General features: G+C 56.9%; 19 protein-coding genes, 1 tRNA gene, 1 rRNA gene and 4 pseudogenes. 11 read left to right on the top strand and 14 right to left on the bottom strand.

Translation table 11 applies throughout. The features are described 5' to 3' along the window. Nucleotides 1–68: 68 nt before the first annotated feature. The gene (locus tag AACX78_RS03380; RefSeq protein WP_159165379.1) at nt 69–1307 is read right to left on the bottom strand and encodes an MFS transporter; all 1239 of its coding nucleotides are present in this window, start codon (nt 1305–1307) and stop codon (nt 69–71) included. A 183-nt stretch (nt 1308–1490) separates the two neighbouring features. Between AACX78_RS03380 and AACX78_RS03375 the strand changes: the two genes are divergently transcribed. Beyond that, nucleotides 1491–2114 carry a helix-turn-helix transcriptional regulator gene (locus tag AACX78_RS03375; RefSeq protein WP_087757181.1) on the top strand — a complete coding sequence of 208 codons (624 nt, stop codon included), beginning with the start codon at nt 1491–1493 and terminating at the stop codon, nt 2112–2114. A gap of 308 nt (nt 2115–2422) precedes the next feature. Next, nucleotides 2423–2899 carry an Lrp/AsnC family transcriptional regulator gene (locus AACX78_RS03370; protein ID WP_005318665.1) on the top strand — a complete coding sequence of 159 codons (477 nt, stop codon included), beginning with the start codon at nt 2423–2425 and terminating at the stop codon, nt 2897–2899. A gap of 167 nt (nt 2900–3066) precedes the next feature. On the opposite strand, the gene AACX78_RS03365 is transcribed toward AACX78_RS03370, so the two are convergent. The 3 genes from AACX78_RS03365 to AACX78_RS03355 all read right to left on the bottom strand — a co-directional run bounded on the left by AACX78_RS03365 (nt 3067) and on the right by AACX78_RS03355 (nt 4217). Then, a complete protein-coding gene (locus AACX78_RS03365) occupies nt 3067–3384 on the bottom strand; it encodes a hypothetical protein (protein WP_159165378.1) in 318 nt (105 codons plus the stop codon). Nucleotides 3385–3529: 145 nt separating this feature from the next. Further along, on the bottom strand, nt 3530–3757 hold the full coding sequence (locus AACX78_RS03360; protein WP_159165377.1) for a hypothetical protein: 228 nt from the start codon (nt 3755–3757) through the stop codon (nt 3530–3532). Nucleotides 3758–3791: 34 nt separating this feature from the next. Next, entirely contained in the window at nt 3792–4217 is a 426-nt protein-coding gene (locus AACX78_RS03355) for a MarR family winged helix-turn-helix transcriptional regulator (RefSeq protein ID WP_159165376.1), read from the bottom strand. 143 nt (nt 4218–4360) lie between these two features. On the opposite strand from AACX78_RS03355, the gene AACX78_RS03350 reads away from it, so the two are divergent. From AACX78_RS03350 to AACX78_RS03335, 4 genes and pseudogenes are all read left to right on the top strand, one after another. Next, nucleotides 4361–4807, top strand: a complete 447-nt coding sequence (locus AACX78_RS03350; RefSeq protein WP_201302767.1) for an organic hydroperoxide resistance protein — start codon at nt 4361–4363, stop codon at nt 4805–4807. Further along, nucleotides 4804–5808: an NADP-dependent oxidoreductase gene (locus AACX78_RS03345; RefSeq protein WP_159165374.1), complete on the top strand. Its 1005-nt coding sequence runs from the start codon at nt 4804–4806 to the stop codon at nt 5806–5808. Before AACX78_RS03350 ends, AACX78_RS03345 begins: the two co-directional genes overlap by 4 nt. 203 nt (nt 5809–6011) lie before the next feature. Further along, nucleotides 6012–6455 (top strand): nucleotide triphosphate diphosphatase NUDT15, encoded by a 444-nt coding sequence (locus AACX78_RS03340; protein ID WP_159165373.1) that lies wholly within the window; start codon nt 6012–6014, stop codon nt 6453–6455. Nucleotides 6456–6553: 98 nt separating this feature from the next. Further along, a pseudogene (locus AACX78_RS03335) lies at nt 6554–7114 on the top strand (chromate transporter); the annotation flags it as partial. A gap of 8 nt (nt 7115–7122) precedes the next feature. On the opposite strand, the pseudogene AACX78_RS22155 reads toward AACX78_RS03335, so the two are convergent. The 4 genes and pseudogenes from AACX78_RS22155 to rrf form a co-directional block, all read right to left on the bottom strand. Continuing rightward, nucleotides 7123–7197, bottom strand: a pseudogene (locus AACX78_RS22155) (leucine zipper domain-containing protein); the annotation flags it as partial. A gap of 150 nt (nt 7198–7347) precedes the next feature. Further along, nucleotides 7348–7848: an NUDIX hydrolase gene (locus AACX78_RS03330; RefSeq protein ID WP_159165372.1), complete on the bottom strand. Its 501-nt coding sequence runs from the start codon at nt 7846–7848 to the stop codon at nt 7348–7350. 409 nt (nt 7849–8257) lie between these two features. Then, a tRNA-Asp gene (locus AACX78_RS03325) sits at nt 8258–8334 on the bottom strand. Nucleotides 8335–8431: 97 nt separating this feature from the next. After that, nucleotides 8432–8546: ribosomal RNA gene (gene rrf / locus AACX78_RS03320) — 5S ribosomal RNA — on the bottom strand. Nucleotides 8547–8653: 107 nt separating this feature from the next. Between rrf and AACX78_RS03315 the strand changes: the two are divergent. From AACX78_RS03315 to glnE, 3 genes and pseudogenes are all read left to right on the top strand, one after another. Next, nucleotides 8654–9235, top strand: a pseudogene (locus AACX78_RS03315) (chromate transporter); the annotation flags it as partial. Between the two features lie 71 nt (nt 9236–9306). Further along, on the top strand, nt 9307–9753 hold the full coding sequence (locus tag AACX78_RS03310; RefSeq protein ID WP_125608748.1) for a GNAT family N-acetyltransferase: 447 nt from the start codon (nt 9307–9309) through the stop codon (nt 9751–9753). 243 nt (nt 9754–9996) lie between these two features. Then, complete coding sequence (gene glnE, locus AACX78_RS03305; RefSeq protein WP_159165371.1) at nt 9997–12879, top strand: bifunctional [glutamate--ammonia ligase]-adenylyl-L-tyrosine phosphorylase/[glutamate--ammonia-ligase] adenylyltransferase; 2883 nt, start codon at nt 9997–9999, stop codon at nt 12877–12879. Nucleotides 12880–13113: 234 nt separating this feature from the next. Here glnE and srlR read toward each other — a convergent pair whose 3' ends face one another. The 6 genes from srlR to srlA all read right to left on the bottom strand — a co-directional run bounded on the left by srlR (nt 13114) and on the right by srlA (nt 17224). Next, nucleotides 13114–13878, bottom strand: a complete 765-nt coding sequence (gene srlR, locus AACX78_RS03300) for a glucitol operon DNA-binding transcriptional repressor SrlR (RefSeq protein ID WP_159165370.1) — start codon at nt 13876–13878, stop codon at nt 13114–13116. 88 nt (nt 13879–13966) lie between these two features. Then, nucleotides 13967–14323, bottom strand: a complete 357-nt coding sequence (locus AACX78_RS03295) for a transcriptional regulator GutM (protein ID WP_005318643.1) — start codon at nt 14321–14323, stop codon at nt 13967–13969. Between the two features lie 82 nt (nt 14324–14405). Further along, complete coding sequence (srlD, locus tag AACX78_RS03290) at nt 14406–15185, bottom strand: sorbitol-6-phosphate dehydrogenase (RefSeq protein ID WP_021139477.1); 780 nt, start codon at nt 15183–15185, stop codon at nt 14406–14408. An 81-nt stretch (nt 15186–15266) separates the two neighbouring features. Then, nucleotides 15267–15629, bottom strand: a complete 363-nt coding sequence (locus AACX78_RS03285) for a PTS glucitol/sorbitol transporter subunit IIA (protein WP_159165369.1) — start codon at nt 15627–15629, stop codon at nt 15267–15269. Nucleotides 15630–15656: 27 nt separating this feature from the next. After that, nucleotides 15657–16646 carry a PTS glucitol/sorbitol transporter subunit IIB gene (gene srlE / locus AACX78_RS03280; protein WP_099994345.1) on the bottom strand — a complete coding sequence of 330 codons (990 nt, stop codon included), beginning with the start codon at nt 16644–16646 and terminating at the stop codon, nt 15657–15659. Between the two features lie 20 nt (nt 16647–16666). Next, nucleotides 16667–17224 carry a PTS glucitol/sorbitol transporter subunit IIC gene (gene srlA / locus AACX78_RS03275; protein WP_005318636.1) on the bottom strand — a complete coding sequence of 186 codons (558 nt, stop codon included), beginning with the start codon at nt 17222–17224 and terminating at the stop codon, nt 16667–16669. Between the two features lie 407 nt (nt 17225–17631). Between srlA and AACX78_RS22150 the strand changes: the two are divergent. Further along, nucleotides 17632–17852: pseudogene (locus AACX78_RS22150) on the top strand (hypothetical protein); the annotation flags it as partial. Nucleotides 17853–18368: 516 nt separating this feature from the next. Then, nucleotides 18369–19460 carry a type I restriction endonuclease gene (locus AACX78_RS03265; protein WP_005318631.1) on the top strand — a complete coding sequence of 364 codons (1092 nt, stop codon included), beginning with the start codon at nt 18369–18371 and terminating at the stop codon, nt 19458–19460. Nucleotides 19461–19470: the final 10 nt, after the last annotated feature.

Here is a 19470-nt window from a genome sequence, read left to right as displayed (position 1 = left end):
TCAGGGACCGGGCCCCCAATCTGTGATCTGACCGGGGCACACGGCAAGTCCCTCCCGTCCACGGCTCCTCAACCCGGCTCGGCACAGCTAGCCAGACGCTGGCGTCGATCGGCCCGTTTGCGCAGACCGTAGAAACCGATGGCACAAACCACACCTGAGAGGGCAGCCAGATAGAAGGGCCACTCTGTCCCTGCCAGCAGCACCAGACTGCCCACCAGCACAGCCAGGATCTCGCTGCCTACCGCCAGACCACGGTAGATCCCCATCGCCTGCCCCTGCTGCTCGGCATGGCTGCGGTTGGAGACGGCTACCGAGGTCGCCAGTTCCCCCAGGCTCATGCCGATCCCTGCTGGAATGAAGGTGAGTGCCAACCCCCACCAGTGATCCGGCAGCACAAACATCAGCATGCCCGCCGCCATCACCAGATGACCGACGACCCCCAGGCTGCTACCACGCCAGTGGCGAGCGAGGCGGGATCCCAGCCAGGATCCCAGCATCATGGGCACGCTCACCAGCACGGCCGCCTGCGCCAGCTGTACCGGATCCCAGGCCAGCCGATCCACCAGCCAGACGTTGAAGTAGGTGAAGTAAAGCTGCACTGCGCCGTAGCTGAGCAGGGTCAGCACGAAATAGGGCAACAGAGCCGGTTGCAGCAAGAGCTGACGGGAAGAGAGCGACGGCGCCTGCTGGCTGGGGGCAACCGGGGCCTTATTGGGCAACAACCAGAGCACCAGCAACAGGTTGACCAGGGTCATGGCCACCGCCAGCCAGGCGGCCAGGCTGTAATCTCCCGATACCACGGCCGCATAACCCCCTATCATGGGGCCAAGCACCCAGCCCAGGTTCATGCCGATGTTGATCCAGGCGAAGCTGCGGGCCTTGGTCTTGGTGGTGCTCATGTCAGCCGCCATGGCCTGCACTATGGCGATATCCCCGTTGAAAAAGCCCTCCACCACCCGGCTCAACAACAACAGTGGCAAGGATCGCCATGCGATCCCCAACGCCATCAGGGCATAACCGACCAGCACGCCAACCAGACAGACTGTCAGGATCGGCTTGCGGCCGTGGCGATCGGAAAGCCGTCCCAGCCAAGGGGATCCCACCAGTTGAAACAGCGGGTAGAGCCCCATAATGACCCCCAGCCACACCTTGCGACTCCAGTCAGACGCCTGTGGCGTCAACATGCCCTGCGCCGGATCCAGCATCAGCGGCGCCAGCACGGGCGAGGGCAGGCTGAAACCCGCCACAGCCAGCGTCACCGTCATCACCAATACCCAGAGGGTTGCCTGCCCCTTGATCCCTTCCATGTCAGCCTCATTAAGTAAAGTTATTGGTTTATTTATACTGAGCAAGGCGCATTATTAAGTAAAGTGAATTGTTGATTTAAAAACGGCCGCTATCCATAATGACCCCATGAACATCCGTACTGACAAGATCCTCCTCCGATATCCTGGATCCTTGGCGTACCTGTCGATAACGGGAAGCCCTCAATGAACGCCAGCACCGACAAGATACTGTTTCTGCTCAAGAGCCACGGCCCCCAGAGCGCAGCAGCGCTGGGGGAGCAGTTGCAGATGACCTCCATGGGCGCCCGCCAGCATCTGATCGCGCTGGAATCCGACGGCTGGGTGGGTTTTAGCGATGAAGCGCGCGGCCGTGGCCGTCCCGTACGCCTGTGGCATCTGACCGAACAGGCCTGGCAGCGCTTCCCCGATACCCACAGCGAACTGACCTTGCAGCTTATCGACAATATCCAGCAGCTGTTTGGCGAGGTGGGCATGGAGCGACTGATCCAGCAGCGGGAACAGCAACAGCTGGGCCGTTATCAGGCACAGCTGACCCAGCCTGCGCTGGCAGACAGGCTGGCCACGTTGAAAGAGCAGCGCACGCGAGAGGGCTATATGGCAGATATGCGCCAGGAGGAGGACGGCAGCTGGTTGCTATGGGAGAGCCACTGCCCCATCTGCGCCGCAGCGCGGGCCTGTCGGGGGTTTTGTCGCAGCGAGCTGGAGATGTTTCGCCAGTTGCTGGCACCGGCCAGGGTGGAGCGGGAACAATACCTGCTGGACGGGGATCACCGCTGCCTCTACCGCATCACGCCGCCGACTCCGTGATCGCCGAATGCCAGAAACAACAAAGCAGGCGCCGGGATGCCTGCTTTGTTGCCTTCGGGGAGGAGGTGCTCTCGTTCCAGCCCGTCGTTTCCCGATAAGGTCGGACGGCTGATGGGGTGTGTGACCCGGTAAGGTCCTTCACCACAGAGACCGGGTTGGGTATCTGTCTTGCCACCGGAAGATGCAACCATAGTATCCCTCCCGGTGCGGTGAGTGGTTGCGAAGTAGCATGTATTTTCAGTTGTTTTTGCAATAGTTCACCCTTAATCTAGGAAAAGTGAATTAATAATTGCAACGAGGAACGGAGAATGCTGAAACTTGATCGCATAGACAGGCATATTCTGGAGTTGATGCAGGAGAATGGCCGCATCAGCAACCTGGAGCTGGCCGAGCTGGTCGGGCTCTCCCCCTCCCCCTGCTCCCGCCGGGTCAAGGCGCTGGAGGATGCCGGTCTCATCGATACCCACGTCACCCTGCTCAACGCTCGTCAGCTGGGGCTCACCCTCACCGCTTATATCCATATCTCCATGGACAGACACACGCCGGAACGGTTCGAGAACTTCGACAAGGCCATCAAGGAGCTGCCCGAAGTGCTGGAGTGCGACCTCATCACGGGCAACGATGCCGACTATCAGCTCAAGGTAGTGGTGCGGGACATGGAACACTACCAGCACTTCCTGCTGGACAAGCTGACCCACATACCAGGCGTGACCGGCGTCCGTTCCAGCTTCGTGCTGCGCCGCATCAAGCACAAGACGGCACTGCCGCTGAACCATCTGGGGTAAGGGATCAGCATGCTGCCATGTGTCCACCTCGACACGCGAGGTGTGGCGGATTGGAGCATGAGAGACACCTGACGAAGAGAGGAGGCCCCGGGGCCTCCTCTCTTTATTGATTGCTATCTATTGACACTCGCTCATGTCGCGACTCAATGCCCTGATACGGAGTCTGATCAGACCGCGACCTGGCTGACATCCTGCACCTGCAGCAGCCAACCAGCCTGCTCCTGCTGGGGCTCACCGCTCACCCGCAATCGCTCACCGGTCGGTATCCACTGCCCCTGGGGCAGGGAGACCAGCAGACTCTCGCTGCCATTGTCGAATAGCCAGCGATCTTCCCCCAGCGACTCTATCAGATAACCTTCCATCTCCACTCTGGACTCGGCTTGCCAGGAAGGCGCAACGGAATCACGGCTCTCGATGAAATCCCCCTGAACACCAAAACTGGCTAGCCCCCACAGAATGGAGAGCCCGACCAAAGATGTTTGCATCTTGTCTCTCCTCTTTTGGAACTGTGGAGCCAGTATGGGAAGAGAAGCGTGAGCACACCATGAACAAGGTAGCAAAGTGCAGGCGGGATCGCGAAAAAAACCGGCCAATGGGCCGGTTATGTCATTTTATGGCGCCGAGATCACACTATTTGGCGGCTTCCTCTGCCATCCGGGCCGCTCTTGGCTTATTCGTCCACATGGCAACGCCTCTATGATCTGCGCAGATCCCCTCTTCGATCACGGCACGTACCCGGGTGCCATCCTTACAGATGGCCTGCCAGGCATCTGCATCATCGATCGCCATCGAAGGAGAGCGAGAACCTGTGCTGCAGGCGGTCAGCAACAGGGTAAACAGGGGCAACAGGATTTTCATGGGGTGGATCCTCAGCTGTATGGGTCGGCCGAACTCAGCGCCCCAGCTGCGCCGAAATGCGATCGCAGAGCTGCTTGAGCTGGGCCAGTTCAGCATCGGCCAGATCCACCTGATTGCGCAAGTTGTCTGCCAGGCAACACGCTTTGACCTCCCGTTGCAGCTGGCACCCCGCTTCGGTCAGGCAGATGCATTTTTGTCGCTCGTCCTCGCTGGAGACGGTGCGGGTCAGCCAACCCTTGCTCTCCAGCCGCTTGACGATGGGGGTCAGAGTGCCCGCATCCAGCCCGGTCTCCTGACCAATCTCCTTGAGGCTGACCTCATCCCGCGCCCACAGCGACAACATCACCAGATACTGGGTATAGGTCAGGTCCAATTTGTCCAGCAGCGGCCGATAGGCGCGCATCACGGCGTTGGAGGCGCTGTAGAGGGCAAAACAGACCTGCTTTTTCAATTCACTCATGGGGGCACCTCATTGGCAAGTGGGGCCAGTATACCCCAGCAAGGTGGAGGGAAAAATGATTTGCACACAAAACAGTTGCCAACCTTCGCGTTCAGGACTAGTCTGATTTTACTTTGCACACAAAACAAATCAGAGCACCCGACATGAAGACACTCTATCGCACACAGGCCATCGCCCAGGCGGGCCGCAACGGCGAAGTTCACACCCTGGACAACAGCCTGCAACTGGCACTGGCCCTGCCAACCGCCCTCGGCGGCAACGGCAAGGGCAACAATCCGGAGCAACTGCTGGCCGCTGGCTACGCAGCCTGTTTCTCCAACGCCCTGATCCACGTGGCCCAGAAACTCGGCGCGCCCATCACCAGCGCACAGGTCACGGCCAGCGTCGAGTTGCTGGCACTGGCCGATGGCCGCTTCAACTTCGCCATCACGCTGGACGTGGCGCTCGCCGCAGCGCAGCCTGAACAGACGGCACAGGCCGAGCAGCTAGTGCGGCTGGCCCACCAGACCTGCCCCTTCTCAAATGCCATGCGGGGCAATGTCGTCACCCGCCTGCGGCTAAACGATATCGAACTGGAGGAAAAACAATGAGTCTGCTCAGTCATCAAATCCAGCTGCTGCGCCGCCCGGTCGGTATGCCCAGACAGGACGATTTCATCCAGGCCGAGGTCGCGCTGCCCGAGTTACAGGAAGGGGAAGTGCTGGTCGCCAACCAATGGCTGTCAGTGGACCCCTACATGCGCGGTCGCATGACAGAGGCCAAGAGCTATGTGCCGCCCTTTGCCCTGAACAGTGCGCTCGATGGCGGTGCCATCGGTACTGTGCAGGACTCGCGCCATCCCGACTTTGCTGTTGGTGATCGGGTGAGCAGCATGCTGGGCTGGCGCGATAGCCTGGTCGCCAAGGCCGATCAGCTGACCCGCCTGCCCGACACAACACTGCCAGCCCAGTTATTCTTGGGAGCCCTCGGCATGCCGGGCATGACCGCCTGGGTCGGGCTCAAGCGCATCGCCAAGCTGCAAGCCGGCGAAACCGTGCTGGTGTCGGCGGCCTCAGGTGCGGTCGGATCCATGGTGGTGCAACTCGCCAAGCGGGTGGGGGCCAGAGTGATCGGTTCCACCGGCTCGGCCGACAAGGTCGCCTACCTCAAGACGCTGGGGGCTGACGAGGTGATCAACTACCGTGAAAACCCGGATCTCGACGCCGAGCTGACGCGACTCGCCCCGGAAGGCATCAATGTCTACTTCGAGAACGTGGGCGGCGCCATGCTGGATGCCGCCCTTAACAACATGGCGGTGCACGGTCGCATAGTGCTGTGTGGCCTCATTGAGCAGTACAACAGCAAGGGCGAGGCAAGCGGCCCGCGCAACCTCTCTCAGGTGATCCGCAAACGCCTCACCATGCAGGGGCTTATCGTGTTTGAACACTGGCAGCACTACGGCGAGTTTCTGGCCGAGGTGATCCCGGCATTCGAGGCCGGTGCACTGCAAGCCGAAGAGACCATCTATCAGGGGCTGGCCAGCATGCCGCAGGCCTTCATCGGTCTGTTCGAAGGACGCAATACCGGCAAGATGCTGGTCAAGCTGGACTAAGTCACCGGACTGGACCATCACACAGCAAGCAACTTGCATGACGGGCCCAACCGACCTAAGGTGGGCCCGTTTTTTATGGGGCAATTCCGTTTCGGCCAGGAGCCTCACATATGTCCACTCTCTCCCCCCGCGTCGGTGGTCGATGACAGTGTTATCTTGACCAACCCGTTTGTCCCACATAACCACAGCAAGGAGCCTCGCATATGTCCGCTCTCTACCCCCGCGTCGGTGTCGGCGTTATTCTGACCAACAGTCAGGGCCAGGTGCTGCTTGGCAAGCGCAAGGGCAGCCATGCCCCCTACTGGTCCATCGCAGGCGGCCATCTGGAACTGGGGGAGAGCTTCGAGTCAGCGGCGATCCGGGAAGTGGCGGAGGAGACCGGCTTTGTCATCACGGCGCCCAGCGTCATCGCCGTCACCAACAACCTGGAGACATGGCGCGAGAGCGGGTTGCACTACATCTCCGTCACCCTGCTGGCCCTGGTGGGAGGAGAGCCGCAACTGCTGGAGCCGGAAAAATGCGAGGGCTGGATATGGTGCGATCCCCGCGATCTGCCAGAGCCCCACTTCGATGCCAGTCGCCAATCGATAGCCTGCTGGCTTGCCGGTCGTTGCTATCTGCCACAACCAGGCCAACCGACAGAGTGACCATTGCCTGCCATCAGCCCCCTGATTTGTCATAAAAAAGTCACCGCTTTGTCATATCATCCCAACCGGCTCGACAAGGACAACAAGGGAGTGACGAGATGGGGCAGGTATTCATTCAATTTCTATGGCTGGGCTGTGTCAGCTTCGGTGGGCCCGCCGCCCATATCGGCTATTTCCAGCGCACCTTCGTCGAGCGGCTGGGCTGGCTGAGTCAGGCCGAGTTTGCCCAGCTGCTGGCCCTGTGCCAATTGCTGCCGGGCCCCGCGTCCAGCCAGCTCGGCTTTGCCATCGGGCGCCACAGGGCCGGCCTGACGGGGGCGCTGGCCGCCTTTGTCGGCTTTACCCTGCCCTCTTTCCTGCTGTTGCTGGCCGCCGCCATCGGTCTGGGACAGCTGACCGCCAATGTATGGCTTGAGGCCGCCCTGCACGGCCTCAAGCTGTTGGCACTGGTGGTGGTGGCGGATGCGGTGCTCACCATGAGCCGCCAGTTCTGCAAGACACAGTTGCAACAGGGCGTCATGGTGGCCACCGCCGCAGTACTCTGGTGGCAACCCGAGCTCTTGACCCAGCTAGGCCTCTTGCTCGGCGCCGCCCTGCTCTGTGCCCGGTTCAGTGCGCAGCAACCAGCAACGCCGCTCTCATCGCAGCCTCACCCCCCTGTCGCCCACCCCTGCTCAAGGATACGCTGGACAAGGAGCTGTCGACCAAAGACGGTTAATCGGGCATTTTTATGGTTGTTCACTGGGGCACCTCGGATGATTGGTTTGGTTGGCGCCTCCAGTTTTCCGGGAATGCTCCGAGTGAACAACCTACAGAGAGATCACAGCTAGCCATTCATCCTCAGCATTCTCGCTGCCCTAGTTCGCGGTGCCTGAAACAGTGGATCAGCTGCTTACCCCCGCAAGCGTTGCAGTTGGGTGATGGCAGCAGCGGTGGAGCAAAAGGCAAACTCGGCGGGCGAAATCCCGGCCAGCTTGCGCCACTCACAGGCGGCCACATCATCGGCCGCAACGACAGAAGGTTTGTGCACCAGCTCCAGCATGAAGACGGTATCGCAGGTGTGATAGACAACATCGTCATAGGGGTAGACGTTGGCAAAGGAGCCTAGATAGCGAGGCGCCTCTCTCCCCAGATCCAGCCCCAGTTCCTCTTTCAGCTCCCTAACCAATGCGGCCTCCAGTGACTCACCAGGATCGACGAAACCACCGGGCAGATCCAGCAGTCCTTTGCCAGGCTCCCGCCCTCGCACCGCAACCAGCACTTCATCCTGCCAGCAAAGCGCCACCATCACGGCCGACGCCACATTCTGGAAATAGTGGAAACCACAACCACAGGCAAACTCTTTCTCGCTGCGTTTTTGCAGCGATTCGATACCACAGCGCGGGCAAAACATAGAGGCCACCTCCCATTTGAAACCAAAGTGCATTGTATGCCGCAAACCTCTTCAAATCAGCCTGCATAGAGCCCACTGCTCGGCAGATACTACAAGCAAGTGAGCCCCAGAACCGAAATACAAAAGGCCCTCCCAAGCGGGAAAGCCTTGTTGTGATGGAGCCTAGCTGTGATGCACATTGGCAAAAAACAGACGAAAACAAGCCCAGTCTTTCGACTGGGCTTCTCAACTTAGTGGCGGAGCGGACGGGGAGATGGACGCAGTCCAGCTCAAGCACAAGGGACTGCAGGCAGGGACCGAGTTGCCAGCGGCAAGTCGCAGCCCTGTCTGCTGCCCCTTGTTTCCTTATCCCGTTCGCAAATGCTAAAAAGAAAAAAGGCCTTCCCGATTGGGAAGGCCTTCAAATTAGTGGCGGAGCGGACGGGACTCGAACCCGCGACCCCCGGCGTGACAGGCCGGTATTCTAACCAACTGAACTACCGCTCCGCTATTTGGTTAGCCTTTCGCTAAATCTTTTGCCGATTATCAGAGGTGTCATCCTCTCGGCCAACGTCGTGATGTGCACGTCGCTGTTTAATTGGGTGCCTGGCAGTGTCCTACTCTCGCATGGCGAATGCCACACTACCATCGGCGCTACCGCGTTTCACTTCTGAGTTCGGCATGGGATCAGGTGGTTCCACGGCGCTATGGCCGCCAGGCAAATTACTTCAATCTGAGAAAGCTGACGTGAATAACGAGTTGCCTGTTGGCTTCGCTATCACTGAATTAGTTAGTAGTTCGTTCATTCGCTACAAGGCCNCACCCGCCCCACTGGCCTGCCTTGATCCTGTTTGCGCTGCTGTTTATCGGCCTGCCACTGCTGGCTCACGGCTCCGTCAGCCGCCTTGTCGCCGATTTCTATCAGGCGGGCAGCCTGGTATTCGGTGGCGGCCACGTGGTGCTGCCCCTGTTGCAAGAGAGCGTGGGCCATACCCTCACTCAACAACAGTTCCTGACCGGCTACAGTCTGGCCCAGCTGGTGCCCGGCCCCATGTTCACACTGGCAAGCTACCTTGGTGCCCAGTTGCAGCCAACAACACCACTGCTTGGCGCACTGCTGGCAACCCTGGCGCTGTTCCTGCCGGGCTTTCTGCTGCTGTGGGCCCTGGGGCCAAGCTGGCAGAGCTGGCTGGCCCGCCCCCGGCTGGCAGGTGCAGTGACAGGGATCAACGCCGCCGTGGTGGGGCTGCTGCTGGCCGCCCTCTACCAGCCGGTATGGCTGGGCGCCGTGCAGGCCCCTAGCGATCTCGCACTCGCCGCCATCGGCTTCTATCTGTTGCGCGTCTTGAAGCTGCCCATTCTGGCCCTTGCGGGACTGCTGGTCGGCGCCGCCATGCTGCTGGCCTGATGCCGCGATTTGAGTAAACTGGAAGGCCCCGTCAGGGGCCTTTCTTATTCATGTGACGGCAAGGAGCCAGGATGCAGCACCCACAAGATCACTCCCAACTGGAGATAAGCGACGACAAGGGGCGGCTAGACGTGCCGCTGATCCACCGATTTTTGTCCGAGGAGGCCTACTGGTGCCTCGGCATTCCACAGGCAACGGTACAGAGAGCCATCAACCACTCCCTCTGTTTCGGTGGCTACGTGGCAGGCCAGCAGGTGGCCTTCGCCCGGGTCATCACGGACAGGGCCACCTTCGGCTATCTGGCGGATGTATTCGTGCTGCCCGCCCATCGCGGCCGGGGTCACAGCAAGGCGCTGGTGGCGGCCATCCTGGCTCACCCGCAATTGCAGGGACTGCGCCGCCTCAGTCTGGCGACCTCGGATGCCCACGGCCTCTATGCCGGTTTTGGCTTCGAACCGCCGCGCAAACCGGCCAGCCTGATGGAAAAGTACGATCCCGAGATTTATCTGCGCCCTTGAGCTCTGCCACGCAGGCGGCCCGTGGCGCTCGTCGGTTCATGCAGCACGTCCCTGCGCTTGTAGCGCAGGGGCGTGGCAGTGCCTGATGAGGGTGTCCGCGACTTGATTGTCCTTGGGTCAGGTCACTGAACCCCCTGGTCTAATTGACCTCTGTCGTACTGTGCCGAGCAGCGCGACAGTGCTAGATTGGCTGCCAGGATTTTCATTCACTCTGCAGACCCGTTAACCACAAGGACGGCAACCGTGGCCCAGCATTTTTCTTCTCTCTCTTCTCCCTCCTCTCTTCCGCCCTTGCTACAGGATCAGGCCGAGCGCCAGTGGCAACGGCTGATCGAGCTGGCGCCCGATTATGGCGCCCTGCCCGATACGATTCGCCAGACCCTGCTGACCCTGCTTGGCCTCTCCGATTTTGTCTCCGATTCGCTCATCAAGCAGCCCGAACTGGTGACGCAGATCCTCGCCTCGGGGGATCTCGAGCGGTCCGAACGCTGGCCCGCCTACCAGCGCGATCTGACCACTCTGCTCGCCGAGGTGGATGATGAAGAGGCGCTCAAGCGCACCCTGCGCCAGTTCCGCCGCAGCCGCATGCTGGTGATCGCCTGGCGCGAGCTGTTGGGGCACTCGGCGGTGGAAGAGAGCTTTATCCATCTCACCAAACTGGCGGATGCCCTGATTTGCTCCGCCCGCGACTGGCTCTACGAGAGGCAGTGCGGCGAGCTGGGCACCCCCATGGACGGGGATGGCAACCCGCAGCCGCTGCTGATCCTCGGCATGGGCAAGCTGGGGGGCGGCGAGCTGAATTTTTCCTCGGATATCGATCTTATCTTCACCTTCCCCGAGAACGGCTACACGGTCGGCGGACGGCGCGAACTCGCCAACCAGCCCTTCTTCATCAAGCTGGGGCAGCGGCTGATCAATGCCCTCCACCAGCCCACCCAGGATGGTCAGGTATTCCGGGTCGATATGCGGTTGCGCCCCTTCGGCGATGCGGGCCCGCTCGCCATCTCCTTTGCCGCCATGGAGGACTATTACCAGCACCACGGCCGCAACTGGGAGCGCTACGCCATGGTCAAGGCGCGGGTGCTGGGCCCCCAGTGCGAGCACGGGGTCGCGCTGGCCGAAATGCTGCGCCCCTTCGTGTTTCGCCGCTACATCGACTTTGGCGTCATCGACGGCCTGCGCCAGATGAAGGCGATGATCGCCGCCGAGGTGCGCCGCAAAGGGCTGGAGGGCAACATCAAGCTGGGGGCCGGCGGCATTCGCGAGGTGGAGTTCATCGCCCAGGCGCTGCAGCTTATTCGCGGCGGTCGCGAGCCTGCGCTGCGGGTGCGCCACCTGCCGGAGGCGCTGGCCGCCATCGCCCAGTGCGGCGCCCTCGAGGCAGAGCATTGCGACCGCTTGCTGGTGGCGTACCGCTTCCTGCGTCGGGTCGAGAACATTCTGCAGGAGATAGGCGATCAGCAGACCCAAACCCTGCCCACCGAGGAGCGGGATCGGTTGCGGCTGCTCACCGCCCTGGGTTTTACGGACTGGGGCGCCTTTATGGCCCATCTGGATGAGGAGATGGCCGCCGTTCATCAGGAGTTCGCCGCCGTGGTAGGCGAAGAGAAAGAGGCCCCCGCCCATCTGGAACAACTCTGGCTCGATCTCTGGCGCACCGAACTCGATGCTGCCGAGCTGGAGACATTGCTTATCGCTCAAGGCGTCCAGGATCCAGTTCCACTCTGCACCGCCCTGCTGCGCTTCAAGGAAGAGTACAAGCGCCGCCAGGTGGGCCCGCAGGGGCGCATCGCCCTGGACTGGCTGATGCCTGAGTTGCTGCGACTGGTGGTGGCAAGCCGTGAGCCTGCCCGCCTGTTCGAGCGAGTGTGCGAGCTGCTGACCCGCATCTTCACCCGCAGCGCCTATCTGCAACTGCTGGCGGAGAACCCCGCCGCCCTGCGCCAGCTGGTACGGCTGTGCGATGCCAGCCATCTGGTGAGCGAGCAGCTGGCCCGCTACCCCATACTGCTGGACGAGCTGCTGGATCCCCAGCACCTCTACCACCCGACCCCGCTGGATCAGTACAAGCCCCAGCTGCGCCAGTTCCTGCTGCGCATCCCCGAGGAGGACGTCGAGCAGCAGATGGAGGCATTGCGCCAGTTCAAGCAGGTGCAGCTGCTGCGCATCGTCGCAGCCGACATCGCTGGCGCCCTGCCGCTGATGAAGGTGAGCGACCACCTCACCTGGCTGGCGGAGGCAATCACCGAAGAGGTGGTCAATCAAGCCTGGACCCAGATGAGCGAACGCTACGGAGTACCGCCCGAAGTGACTGCCACCGGCCAGCGCGGTTTCGCCGTGGTGGCCTATGGCAAGCTGGGCGGTATCGAGCTCGGCTACGGCTCGGATCTGGATCTCGTCTTCCTGCACGGCGGCGATCCCAACAGCTACACAGACGGGCGCAAACCCATCGACAGCCGCCAGTTCTACCTGCGCCTGGCCCAGCGGATCCTGCACCTGTTCAGCACCCGCACTCCGTCCGGTATCCTCTACGACATCGACATGCGACTGCGTCCCTCAGGCGACTCGGGCCTGCTGGTCTCGTCGCTGACCGCCTATGAGCAGTATCAGCGCAGCGAGGCCTGGACCTGGGAGCATCAGGCACTGGTGCGGGCCCGCCCCATCTACGGCGATGAGACCGTCATCGCCGAGTTTGGGAGGATCCGCCGCGCCGTGCTGGCCAAGGAGCGAGACCTCGCCATCCTCGCAAAAGAGGTGCGCGAGATGCGCCACAAGATGCGGGATCACCTGCTCAAGGCCGGCGAGGGGGAGCTCGATCTCAAGCAATCCCCCGGCGGCATGGTGGATATCGAGTTCATCGCCCAGTATCTGGTGCTGGCTCACGCCAACGGCGAACCCGAGGCCCTGACCCGCTGGTCCGATAACGTGCGTATCTTCGATGAGTGCGTGATGGCGGGAGTGCTCACCCTGGAGCAGGCTGAAGGGCTGAAACACGCCTATCTGGAGATCCGCAACCTCGGTCATCGCCTAAATCTCTCGGAGATCTCCCGCAAGGTGGGTGACGACCAGTTGCTGACCGAACGAGGCCATGTGCTGGCGGTCTGGCAACTGCTGTTGGGAGAGTGACGCAAGGCTTGGCCGGAGCAATGAAAAGGGGCGCTTCAGCGCCCCTTGTACTTTCCGGAATGGTCGGTGGCATCTGGCCCTATCGCCCTGCGGCCAGCTCGATAAAAGTCGGCAGCATAAGCGGTATCTCTTCAGAAGCGCACACAGGCCAATCGACGGAATCATGATTCTGTCCCTGAGAGCCTATACCTGCCTCTCAGGCATATTCTGGAGGCCATTGCCCTGGATCGGGCGTCAAACCAGCAAGATCTCGATACCCTGTCGTTCCAGTGCCTGACGGTCCGCATCGCTAATTCCGGGGTCGGTAATGATGATGTCTATCTTGTCGATCGGCACGACCACGTTGGGGGTTCGCTGGCCAAATTTGCAGGAGTCGGTCACCACTATGATCTTTTTCGCTGACTGGCACATGGCCTGACTCACCTGATATGCCTCGTTGAAGGTGGTGATCCCCTGTTCAACATCAAAACCATCAGCACCGATAAAGAGTTTGTCGAAGGTGAAGTCCCGAAAAGCCTGCTCGGCCGACCTGCCATGAAAGGAAGCGGAGCGTTTGCGATAGGTGCCGCCAGGCATCAGCAATGTCAGGGAACTCTCAAGGGCAGCCGCTTCATTCATGATGTGCAGGCTGTTGGTCATCAGCTTGAGTCCGACATGTTCAGCCAGCCAGGGCACCATCTGCAAGGTGGTACTGCCACTGTCGAGCACGATGGACTCACCATTTTGCACAAGGCTGGCAGCCTTGGCCCCGATACGCTGCTTGATGTTCAAATTGAGCGTGGTTTTCTCGTCCATGGTACGGTCTTCCAGAGCGGCACCATTGAATGCCTCCGCCCCGCCATACCGCCTCATCACCAGCTGTGCCTGCTCCAGAAAGCGAAGATCGCTACGAACTGTGGCTCCTGTGATGTTGAAATAGTCAGCCAGCTCCTTCACTGACGTTCTGCCATTTTCACGTAGATAACGAACCAGCATATCGCGTCGAGTTTCTATAGACATTCAGGATTCTCACAGTGATTAAAAGTCTGACCAGTTCAGGAATCTACCTCCATTTTTTCAAAATGAAAACAAATGTACAGGAAAAACGTCACTTAGTTGATAAAGCGCACGCTATCGCCTCCCGGATGGAGGGAGATAACCCAGTCACATCCTGCTCACTCAGGGGCAAACTGGCGTGCAATAACGCGGTTAGTGGCTTGGGGCGTGTAAAGGTGCTGATCCCTTTCATCAGGCGAGCATCAAGGATCACGCCTTCTGCATCATGGACGAGTACCACCAGGGTGCGTGGCCGCCAACGGGAAGCTGTTCGGCCTATCCTGACCACTCCCTTTCGGCTCAGCTCCTGCAACATACGGTTGAAAGATTTTAATTGGAAAAATCCCAAGACCATTTGCAAAATCCATGCAGTCAATGCAACAAAAATCAAGGCATTTACCGTATCCATTAGTTACCTCACTGACGAAAAAAAAGTGAAACGGCAGTGCCTCATGCACTGCCGAAATATCTGGTGACAAGCCATGATGGACTTAAAACATGACCTGACCACCAGTAATATTGATGGACTGGCCAGTACAGTAAGAAGCATTGTCGCTGGCATAGAATTTCAACACATTGAGTACATCTTGAAAGTCACAGCCACGTTTGAGGGGAACTTTATCGATATAAGCCTGTTCCACTTGATCCTCTGGAATGCCGAGCTTTACCGCATACTGGGGTTTTAGCGATTGGAACATGGGACTCTTGAGCAAATTTCCCAACATCAGTGAATGCACTGTGATGTTGTGCTCTGCCAGATCCAGAGCCAGAGATTGCGTCAGCCCTATACCACCAAACTTTGCAGCTGAATAAGCCGAGTTATGCTTGGAACCCACTTTGCCAGACTTGGAGTTTATCTGGATGATACGACCACCGTGAGATTCCCGTATCATGATCCGCGCCACTTCTTTTGCACAAAGGAAATAACCTGTCAGGTTGATATCCAGTGAGCGATGCCAATCAGCGAGAGGAAAGCTGTCGATCTTGGCGGCGGTAGCCGTTCCCGCATTGTATACCAGCAGATCGATACGACCGAAGCGCTCATCAATGGCGTTTACCATACGGATGACATCTTCTTCCTGAATCGCATTGGCCTGAATCGACATGACATTTTCTGCACCATGGTCATGAGCCACTTCATCCGCTGTTTTCCGGGCAGCCTCGCCATCCAGATCGGCGACGACCACACGATAGCCATCATCAGCCAACCCTTTGGCCAGAAAAGCTCCCAGGCTTTTACCGCTACCAACTATCAGCGCTACTTTAGACATGTTATTCTCCCAAGGTTGTATCTCACCCTCCTCTACATCAGAGCGACCAAACTCAATAATGTGTAGAGGGGGTGTGAGTTTTCAGTGATTCGATGTAAATATGATTTCTGTGCCAATCTCCAGAGCCTTTGGGCATGTGCCATTGACATGGACAGTCCCCGGATATTCAGCTTCTGAAGCGCCATCAAATCGAATGGTAATATGACCCAATGCATCAAGGTTGTGGCTTACTACACAGCCAACCGCCGTAATGGGATAGCTGATTGCGCCTAATAAAAATTGTCCACCTACCAGAATCTCACCATTCAACTCGGCATCTGGATGAATGAAGCAATAGTCAGCGACATCCTTTGGTGCATTGTCATTGAAGATAATCATCATATTTTCATTGAGTGATTCTGTTGCGAATTCCCCAATTTTAGTTACTTGCGTCCGATAGAGCATTGTCTGTGTCCTTCTCTACAAGCGTGATTACTGATAAATGAAAAATGAAATAAACCAGGCAAAAGCAACCGTAGGTGCTCCCGTTAGAAAACGGGAATAAAGTACCGATGGGACACCTACCTGTACCGTGTCTGGTTTTGCCTCTGCCAGGCTTAGCCCAACCGGTATGAAGTCACAAGCAGCCTGGGCGTTGATAGCAAACAGAGCGGGCAATGCCAGATGAGGCGGTATGTTACCCAAACCGATCTGGGTTCCTACCAAGACACCAATGACTTGTGCAATAACGGCCCCTGGTCCAAGAAAGGGAGAGAGGAACGGAAAAGAGCAAATAAGTGCCAGTATGATTAGACCAACCGGATTCTGAGCTAGCGGAATAAGTGCATGCGCTATCACATCACCGATTCCAGAAGCCAGTATTACCCCAATCAACATTGATACAAATGCCATGAAGGGAATAATGGAGTTGATGACAGTGTTGATGGTTTCCCGACCAGCCTGAAAGAAGGTTGCCATGACCCCGCCCATGCCAATCCCTATTTTTGCAAGCAAGCTGTCACTTTGCTCACTCAGTTTTTTGCTACTGTCGTATTGAGGTTTGTCTGCATTCTGAACCAAGGTCTGTGGGGCTGCCTCTGTAGACACATCCCCGCTGGCATTTTGCAACCTGATATTATCAGGCGTGACTCCGGAAACATAAATATCCTCAACGATAAACTGTGCCATTGGCCCGCTTTTACCGGTTGAATGAATATTCACAGTAGGAATTTTCTTTTTAGGATAGAGACCACAACGCAGCGTACCACCACAATCGATGATGACGACTGCGATCTCTTCCTCGGGTACAGAAGACTTGAAGCCATCCACTGCCTCCATACCGGACAACTCTACCATTCTGTCAACAATATCGGGGCGGGTACCTGCCGTTATATACAGAATTTTATTGCCAGGCTTGATCGGCACAATCAGTGGACCACCCCAACCCGAAGCGCCTTTTGTTATATAGAGTACATTATCCATGATGAAACTCCTGAGTGAACTTAAGCAGTGACTTTAATATTGACTTCGCCACTAAGATAAATCCCTTGCTGACGCTCAACAAATGCCGTCGTCAAATCTGTTACCCAGCCGCGGAAGAAATTACTTATCATGCCAACCAATAAATAACTCATGGCCAAAGGTGCCAATGGTAAACCAAGCTGAGTCAGCCCACTTGCGATACCCAGATAAACGAACAGCTCACCAGGATTAACATGAGGAAATAGACCATTCATCGAATGGCAACTGTAGGAGGCTGCTGCATAATAAGATGGCTTATATCGTTCAGGCAGAAAACGCCCCAAACTGAGGGTCATCGGGTTCATAAAAACAAATGTACCAATGACCGGCAGTATCAAATATCTGGAAATGGGATTGCCAGCGCTTTTTGCGGCCAAGCGCTCCACCCGCTCCTGACCAATGAATGCAATCAAGGCATTCATTGCGATCATCAGGGATATGAGCAAGGGAAGAATGCCAGTCATCATGCCGACAAATACCTCACCTCCTTTATGGAACAGTCCAATGAACCATTCCGCTGCATGAATAATGATATCCATGGTGTAGTCCTCAAGTAACTCCAGTGGTTGATAAGGGCACACAGAATGTGGATGACTTCAGCTGTGTGACGGGGGTTTGGCTGCTTCCTTGATAGCGTGCGACCCCAGCAACCCAATACTTTCACAATGAAAGGCAATTTTCACAAAATGATTTTCAATGTGTGATTTCAGTAGCACTTTTTCCGTTTTTACCCTTGAGTTTCGCTAACGATGCCACCTGTGGCGAGCAAGCCAAGGCTGACAATCTCAAAAATTGTTAAACACAACAAGCTGAATCGTTACAGCAGAAATTCTACATCTATCGAGTTTTTCATATTGAAAATCAAAGCTAGCTCCCATCGTTCAACTACATGGCAATTCACTGAAAAACGGGCGCACTTATTGGGCTTCAAGCTGAGCAGTGAAGCCTGCAAACCCTGTATGAGAGCGCCACGACTGATGCCCTGGTGGTCAATCAGGCCGCTGGACCAAGATGAGCAAACTCTCGCCCAAAGTGGCTGTGAGAGACCAACGCGGTTTCGCCGTGGTGGCTTATGGCAAGATCGGCGGTATCGCGCTCGGCTACGGCTCGGGTCTGGTGTTCTTGCACGGCGGCAACCCCGACAGCGACAAAGACGGGCACGAGCCATCGACAGCCGCCGCCTGTGAGCAGTACCAGCAGGCTGCTGGTACGAGCCCGTTCCATCTAGGGCGATGACCGAGTTTGTCATGGGGGGCATCCCCCAGGAGCAGACGAAAGGGCTGAAACACGCCTATCTGGAGATCCGCCACCCGGGTCATCACCGCAATCTCCCGGAGACCTCCCGCAAGGTGGGTGAAAACCAGTTGCTGACCGAACGGAGCTGTCTGGCAACGGCTGTTGGGGGAGTGAAACAAGGCTCGGCTGGATCAATGAAAAGGGGCGCTTCAGCGCCCCTTTTCATTATGAATATCAGCCCGGAACCCGAGTTTCCTTCACATAATACTCAATAGCGGTGAGCTGGATCCTGTTTCAAGCATTCACAACTTGGCATCGTATGACACTTTGCTGAATATAAGTGGAGATCAACTATGTCTACGTTATCACCCGATTTCTAGCCCGAAATGGTGAAAGGGGAATGTCAATTCAGCCATGCCAACACCCAGTGTCCATGTGGAGATAAAAATGGATTTTTCAGAACAGTTACAGAGCCTAGCCAAAAAGATTGCTCAACAGTCGTCGATGATCACGACCGAAGAGGCAACCAAGAATGCGTTTGTAATGCCATTTCTCAACCGCGTACTGGGGTATGATGTATTCGACCCCACCGAAGTAATTCCAGAATTCACCGCAGATACTGGTATCAAAAAGGGGGAAAAAGTTGACTATGCCATTCTTAAGGATGGACAGATTCAGATTCTGGTTGAGTGCAAAAAGTACAGTGAGAAACTGTCAACCAAGCACTCGGGGCAACTCTTTCGTTATTTTTCTGTCACTAATGCCCGCATCGGCATCCTGACCAATGGTGCTCAATATGAGTTTTATACCGACCTTGATGCACCAAACAAGATGGACGAGAAACCATTTCTAACGCTCGATTTAGAAGACATTGATGAACACATAGTGCCTGAGGTATTGAAGCTGACCAAGACCTCCTTTGATGTAGAGTCGGTTGTCGATGCAGCAGGAGAGCTAAAATATCTCAGTCAAATCAAGAGACTACTGGCTGAGCAGTTTGGTTCGCCAGAAGAGGACTTTGTTAAGTTCTTTGCATCCAGGATCTATGATGGTGTGCTTACCGCAAGGGTCAAGCAGTCCTTTACCGATATAACCAAGAAAGCCCTCAGTCAGTTTCTCAATGACAGCATCAATGCACGGTTAAAATCAGCAATTGGTAGCACAGTTAGCTCCTCGGCTATCCAGCCTGCATTTGATAGTGGCCTATCAAGTGATAACAATGAAGTCGATAATAGTGAGGAAAAATCAAAGGTAGATACCACAATTGAAGAGATGGAAGGTTTCAATGTCGTCAAGGCCATCTTGAGACAACAGTTTGATGTAACCAGGATCGCAGCCAGAGATACTCAAAGCTACTTTGGCATACTGCTCGATGACAATAACCGCAAGCCACTATGCCGGTTACATTTCAATGCAAAGCAAAAATATATTGGTTTGTTTGACGCTGACAAAAAAGAAACCAGGCATCCCATTAGCTCTATCGATGAAATATTTACCTTTGCCGACCAGCTACTGACGGCCACTGCCGTCTACGAATAATCCTGATTGG

The sequence above is a fragment of the Aeromonas sp. 9A genome (assembly GCF_963900955.1).
In the GTDB taxonomy this organism is placed as follows: domain Bacteria; phylum Pseudomonadota; class Gammaproteobacteria; order Enterobacterales; family Aeromonadaceae; genus Aeromonas; species Aeromonas salmonicida.
The sequence above is the reverse complement of the archived record's forward strand: the minus strand, read 5'-3'. Positions and strand labels throughout refer to the sequence as shown.

Excerpts from the sequence above, each read along its gene's own strand:
- AACX78_RS03380 (WP_159165379.1), bottom strand. The coding sequence starts at position 1,307 with ATGGAAGGGATCAAGGGGCAGGCAACCCTCTGGGTATTGGTGATGACG.
- AACX78_RS03375 (WP_087757181.1), top strand. The coding sequence starts at position 1,491 with ATGAACGCCAGCACCGACAAGATACTGTTTCTGCTCAAGAGCCACGGC.
- AACX78_RS03370 (WP_005318665.1), top strand. The coding sequence starts at position 2,423 with ATGCTGAAACTTGATCGCATAGACAGGCATATTCTGGAGTTGATGCAG.
- AACX78_RS03365 (WP_159165378.1), bottom strand. The coding sequence starts at position 3,384 with ATGCAAACATCTTTGGTCGGGCTCTCCATTCTGTGGGGGCTAGCCAGT.
- AACX78_RS03360 (WP_159165377.1), bottom strand. The coding sequence starts at position 3,757 with ATGAAAATCCTGTTGCCCCTGTTTACCCTGTTGCTGACCGCCTGCAGC.
- AACX78_RS03355 (WP_159165376.1), bottom strand. The coding sequence starts at position 4,217 with ATGAGTGAATTGAAAAAGCAGGTCTGTTTTGCCCTCTACAGCGCCTCC.
- AACX78_RS03350 (WP_201302767.1), top strand. The coding sequence starts at position 4,361 with ATGAAGACACTCTATCGCACACAGGCCATCGCCCAGGCGGGCCGCAAC.
- AACX78_RS03345 (WP_159165374.1), top strand. The coding sequence starts at position 4,804 with ATGAGTCTGCTCAGTCATCAAATCCAGCTGCTGCGCCGCCCGGTCGGT.
- AACX78_RS03340 (WP_159165373.1), top strand. The coding sequence starts at position 6,012 with ATGTCCGCTCTCTACCCCCGCGTCGGTGTCGGCGTTATTCTGACCAAC.
- AACX78_RS03330 (WP_159165372.1), bottom strand. The coding sequence starts at position 7,848 with ATGTTTTGCCCGCGCTGTGGTATCGAATCGCTGCAAAAACGCAGCGAG.
- AACX78_RS03310 (WP_125608748.1), top strand. The coding sequence starts at position 9,307 with ATGCAGCACCCACAAGATCACTCCCAACTGGAGATAAGCGACGACAAG.
- srlR (WP_159165370.1), bottom strand. The coding sequence starts at position 13,878 with ATGTCTATAGAAACTCGACGCGATATGCTGGTTCGTTATCTACGTGAA.
- AACX78_RS03295 (WP_005318643.1), bottom strand. The coding sequence starts at position 14,323 with ATGGATACGGTAAATGCCTTGATTTTTGTTGCATTGACTGCATGGATT.
- srlD (WP_021139477.1), bottom strand. The coding sequence starts at position 15,185 with ATGTCTAAAGTAGCGCTGATAGTTGGTAGCGGTAAAAGCCTGGGAGCT.
- AACX78_RS03285 (WP_159165369.1), bottom strand. The coding sequence starts at position 15,629 with ATGCTCTATCGGACGCAAGTAACTAAAATTGGGGAATTCGCAACAGAA.
- srlE (WP_099994345.1), bottom strand. The coding sequence starts at position 16,646 with ATGGATAATGTACTCTATATAACAAAAGGCGCTTCGGGTTGGGGTGGT.
- srlA (WP_005318636.1), bottom strand. The coding sequence starts at position 17,224 with ATGGATATCATTATTCATGCAGCGGAATGGTTCATTGGACTGTTCCAT.
- AACX78_RS03265 (WP_005318631.1), top strand. The coding sequence starts at position 18,369 with ATGGATTTTTCAGAACAGTTACAGAGCCTAGCCAAAAAGATTGCTCAA.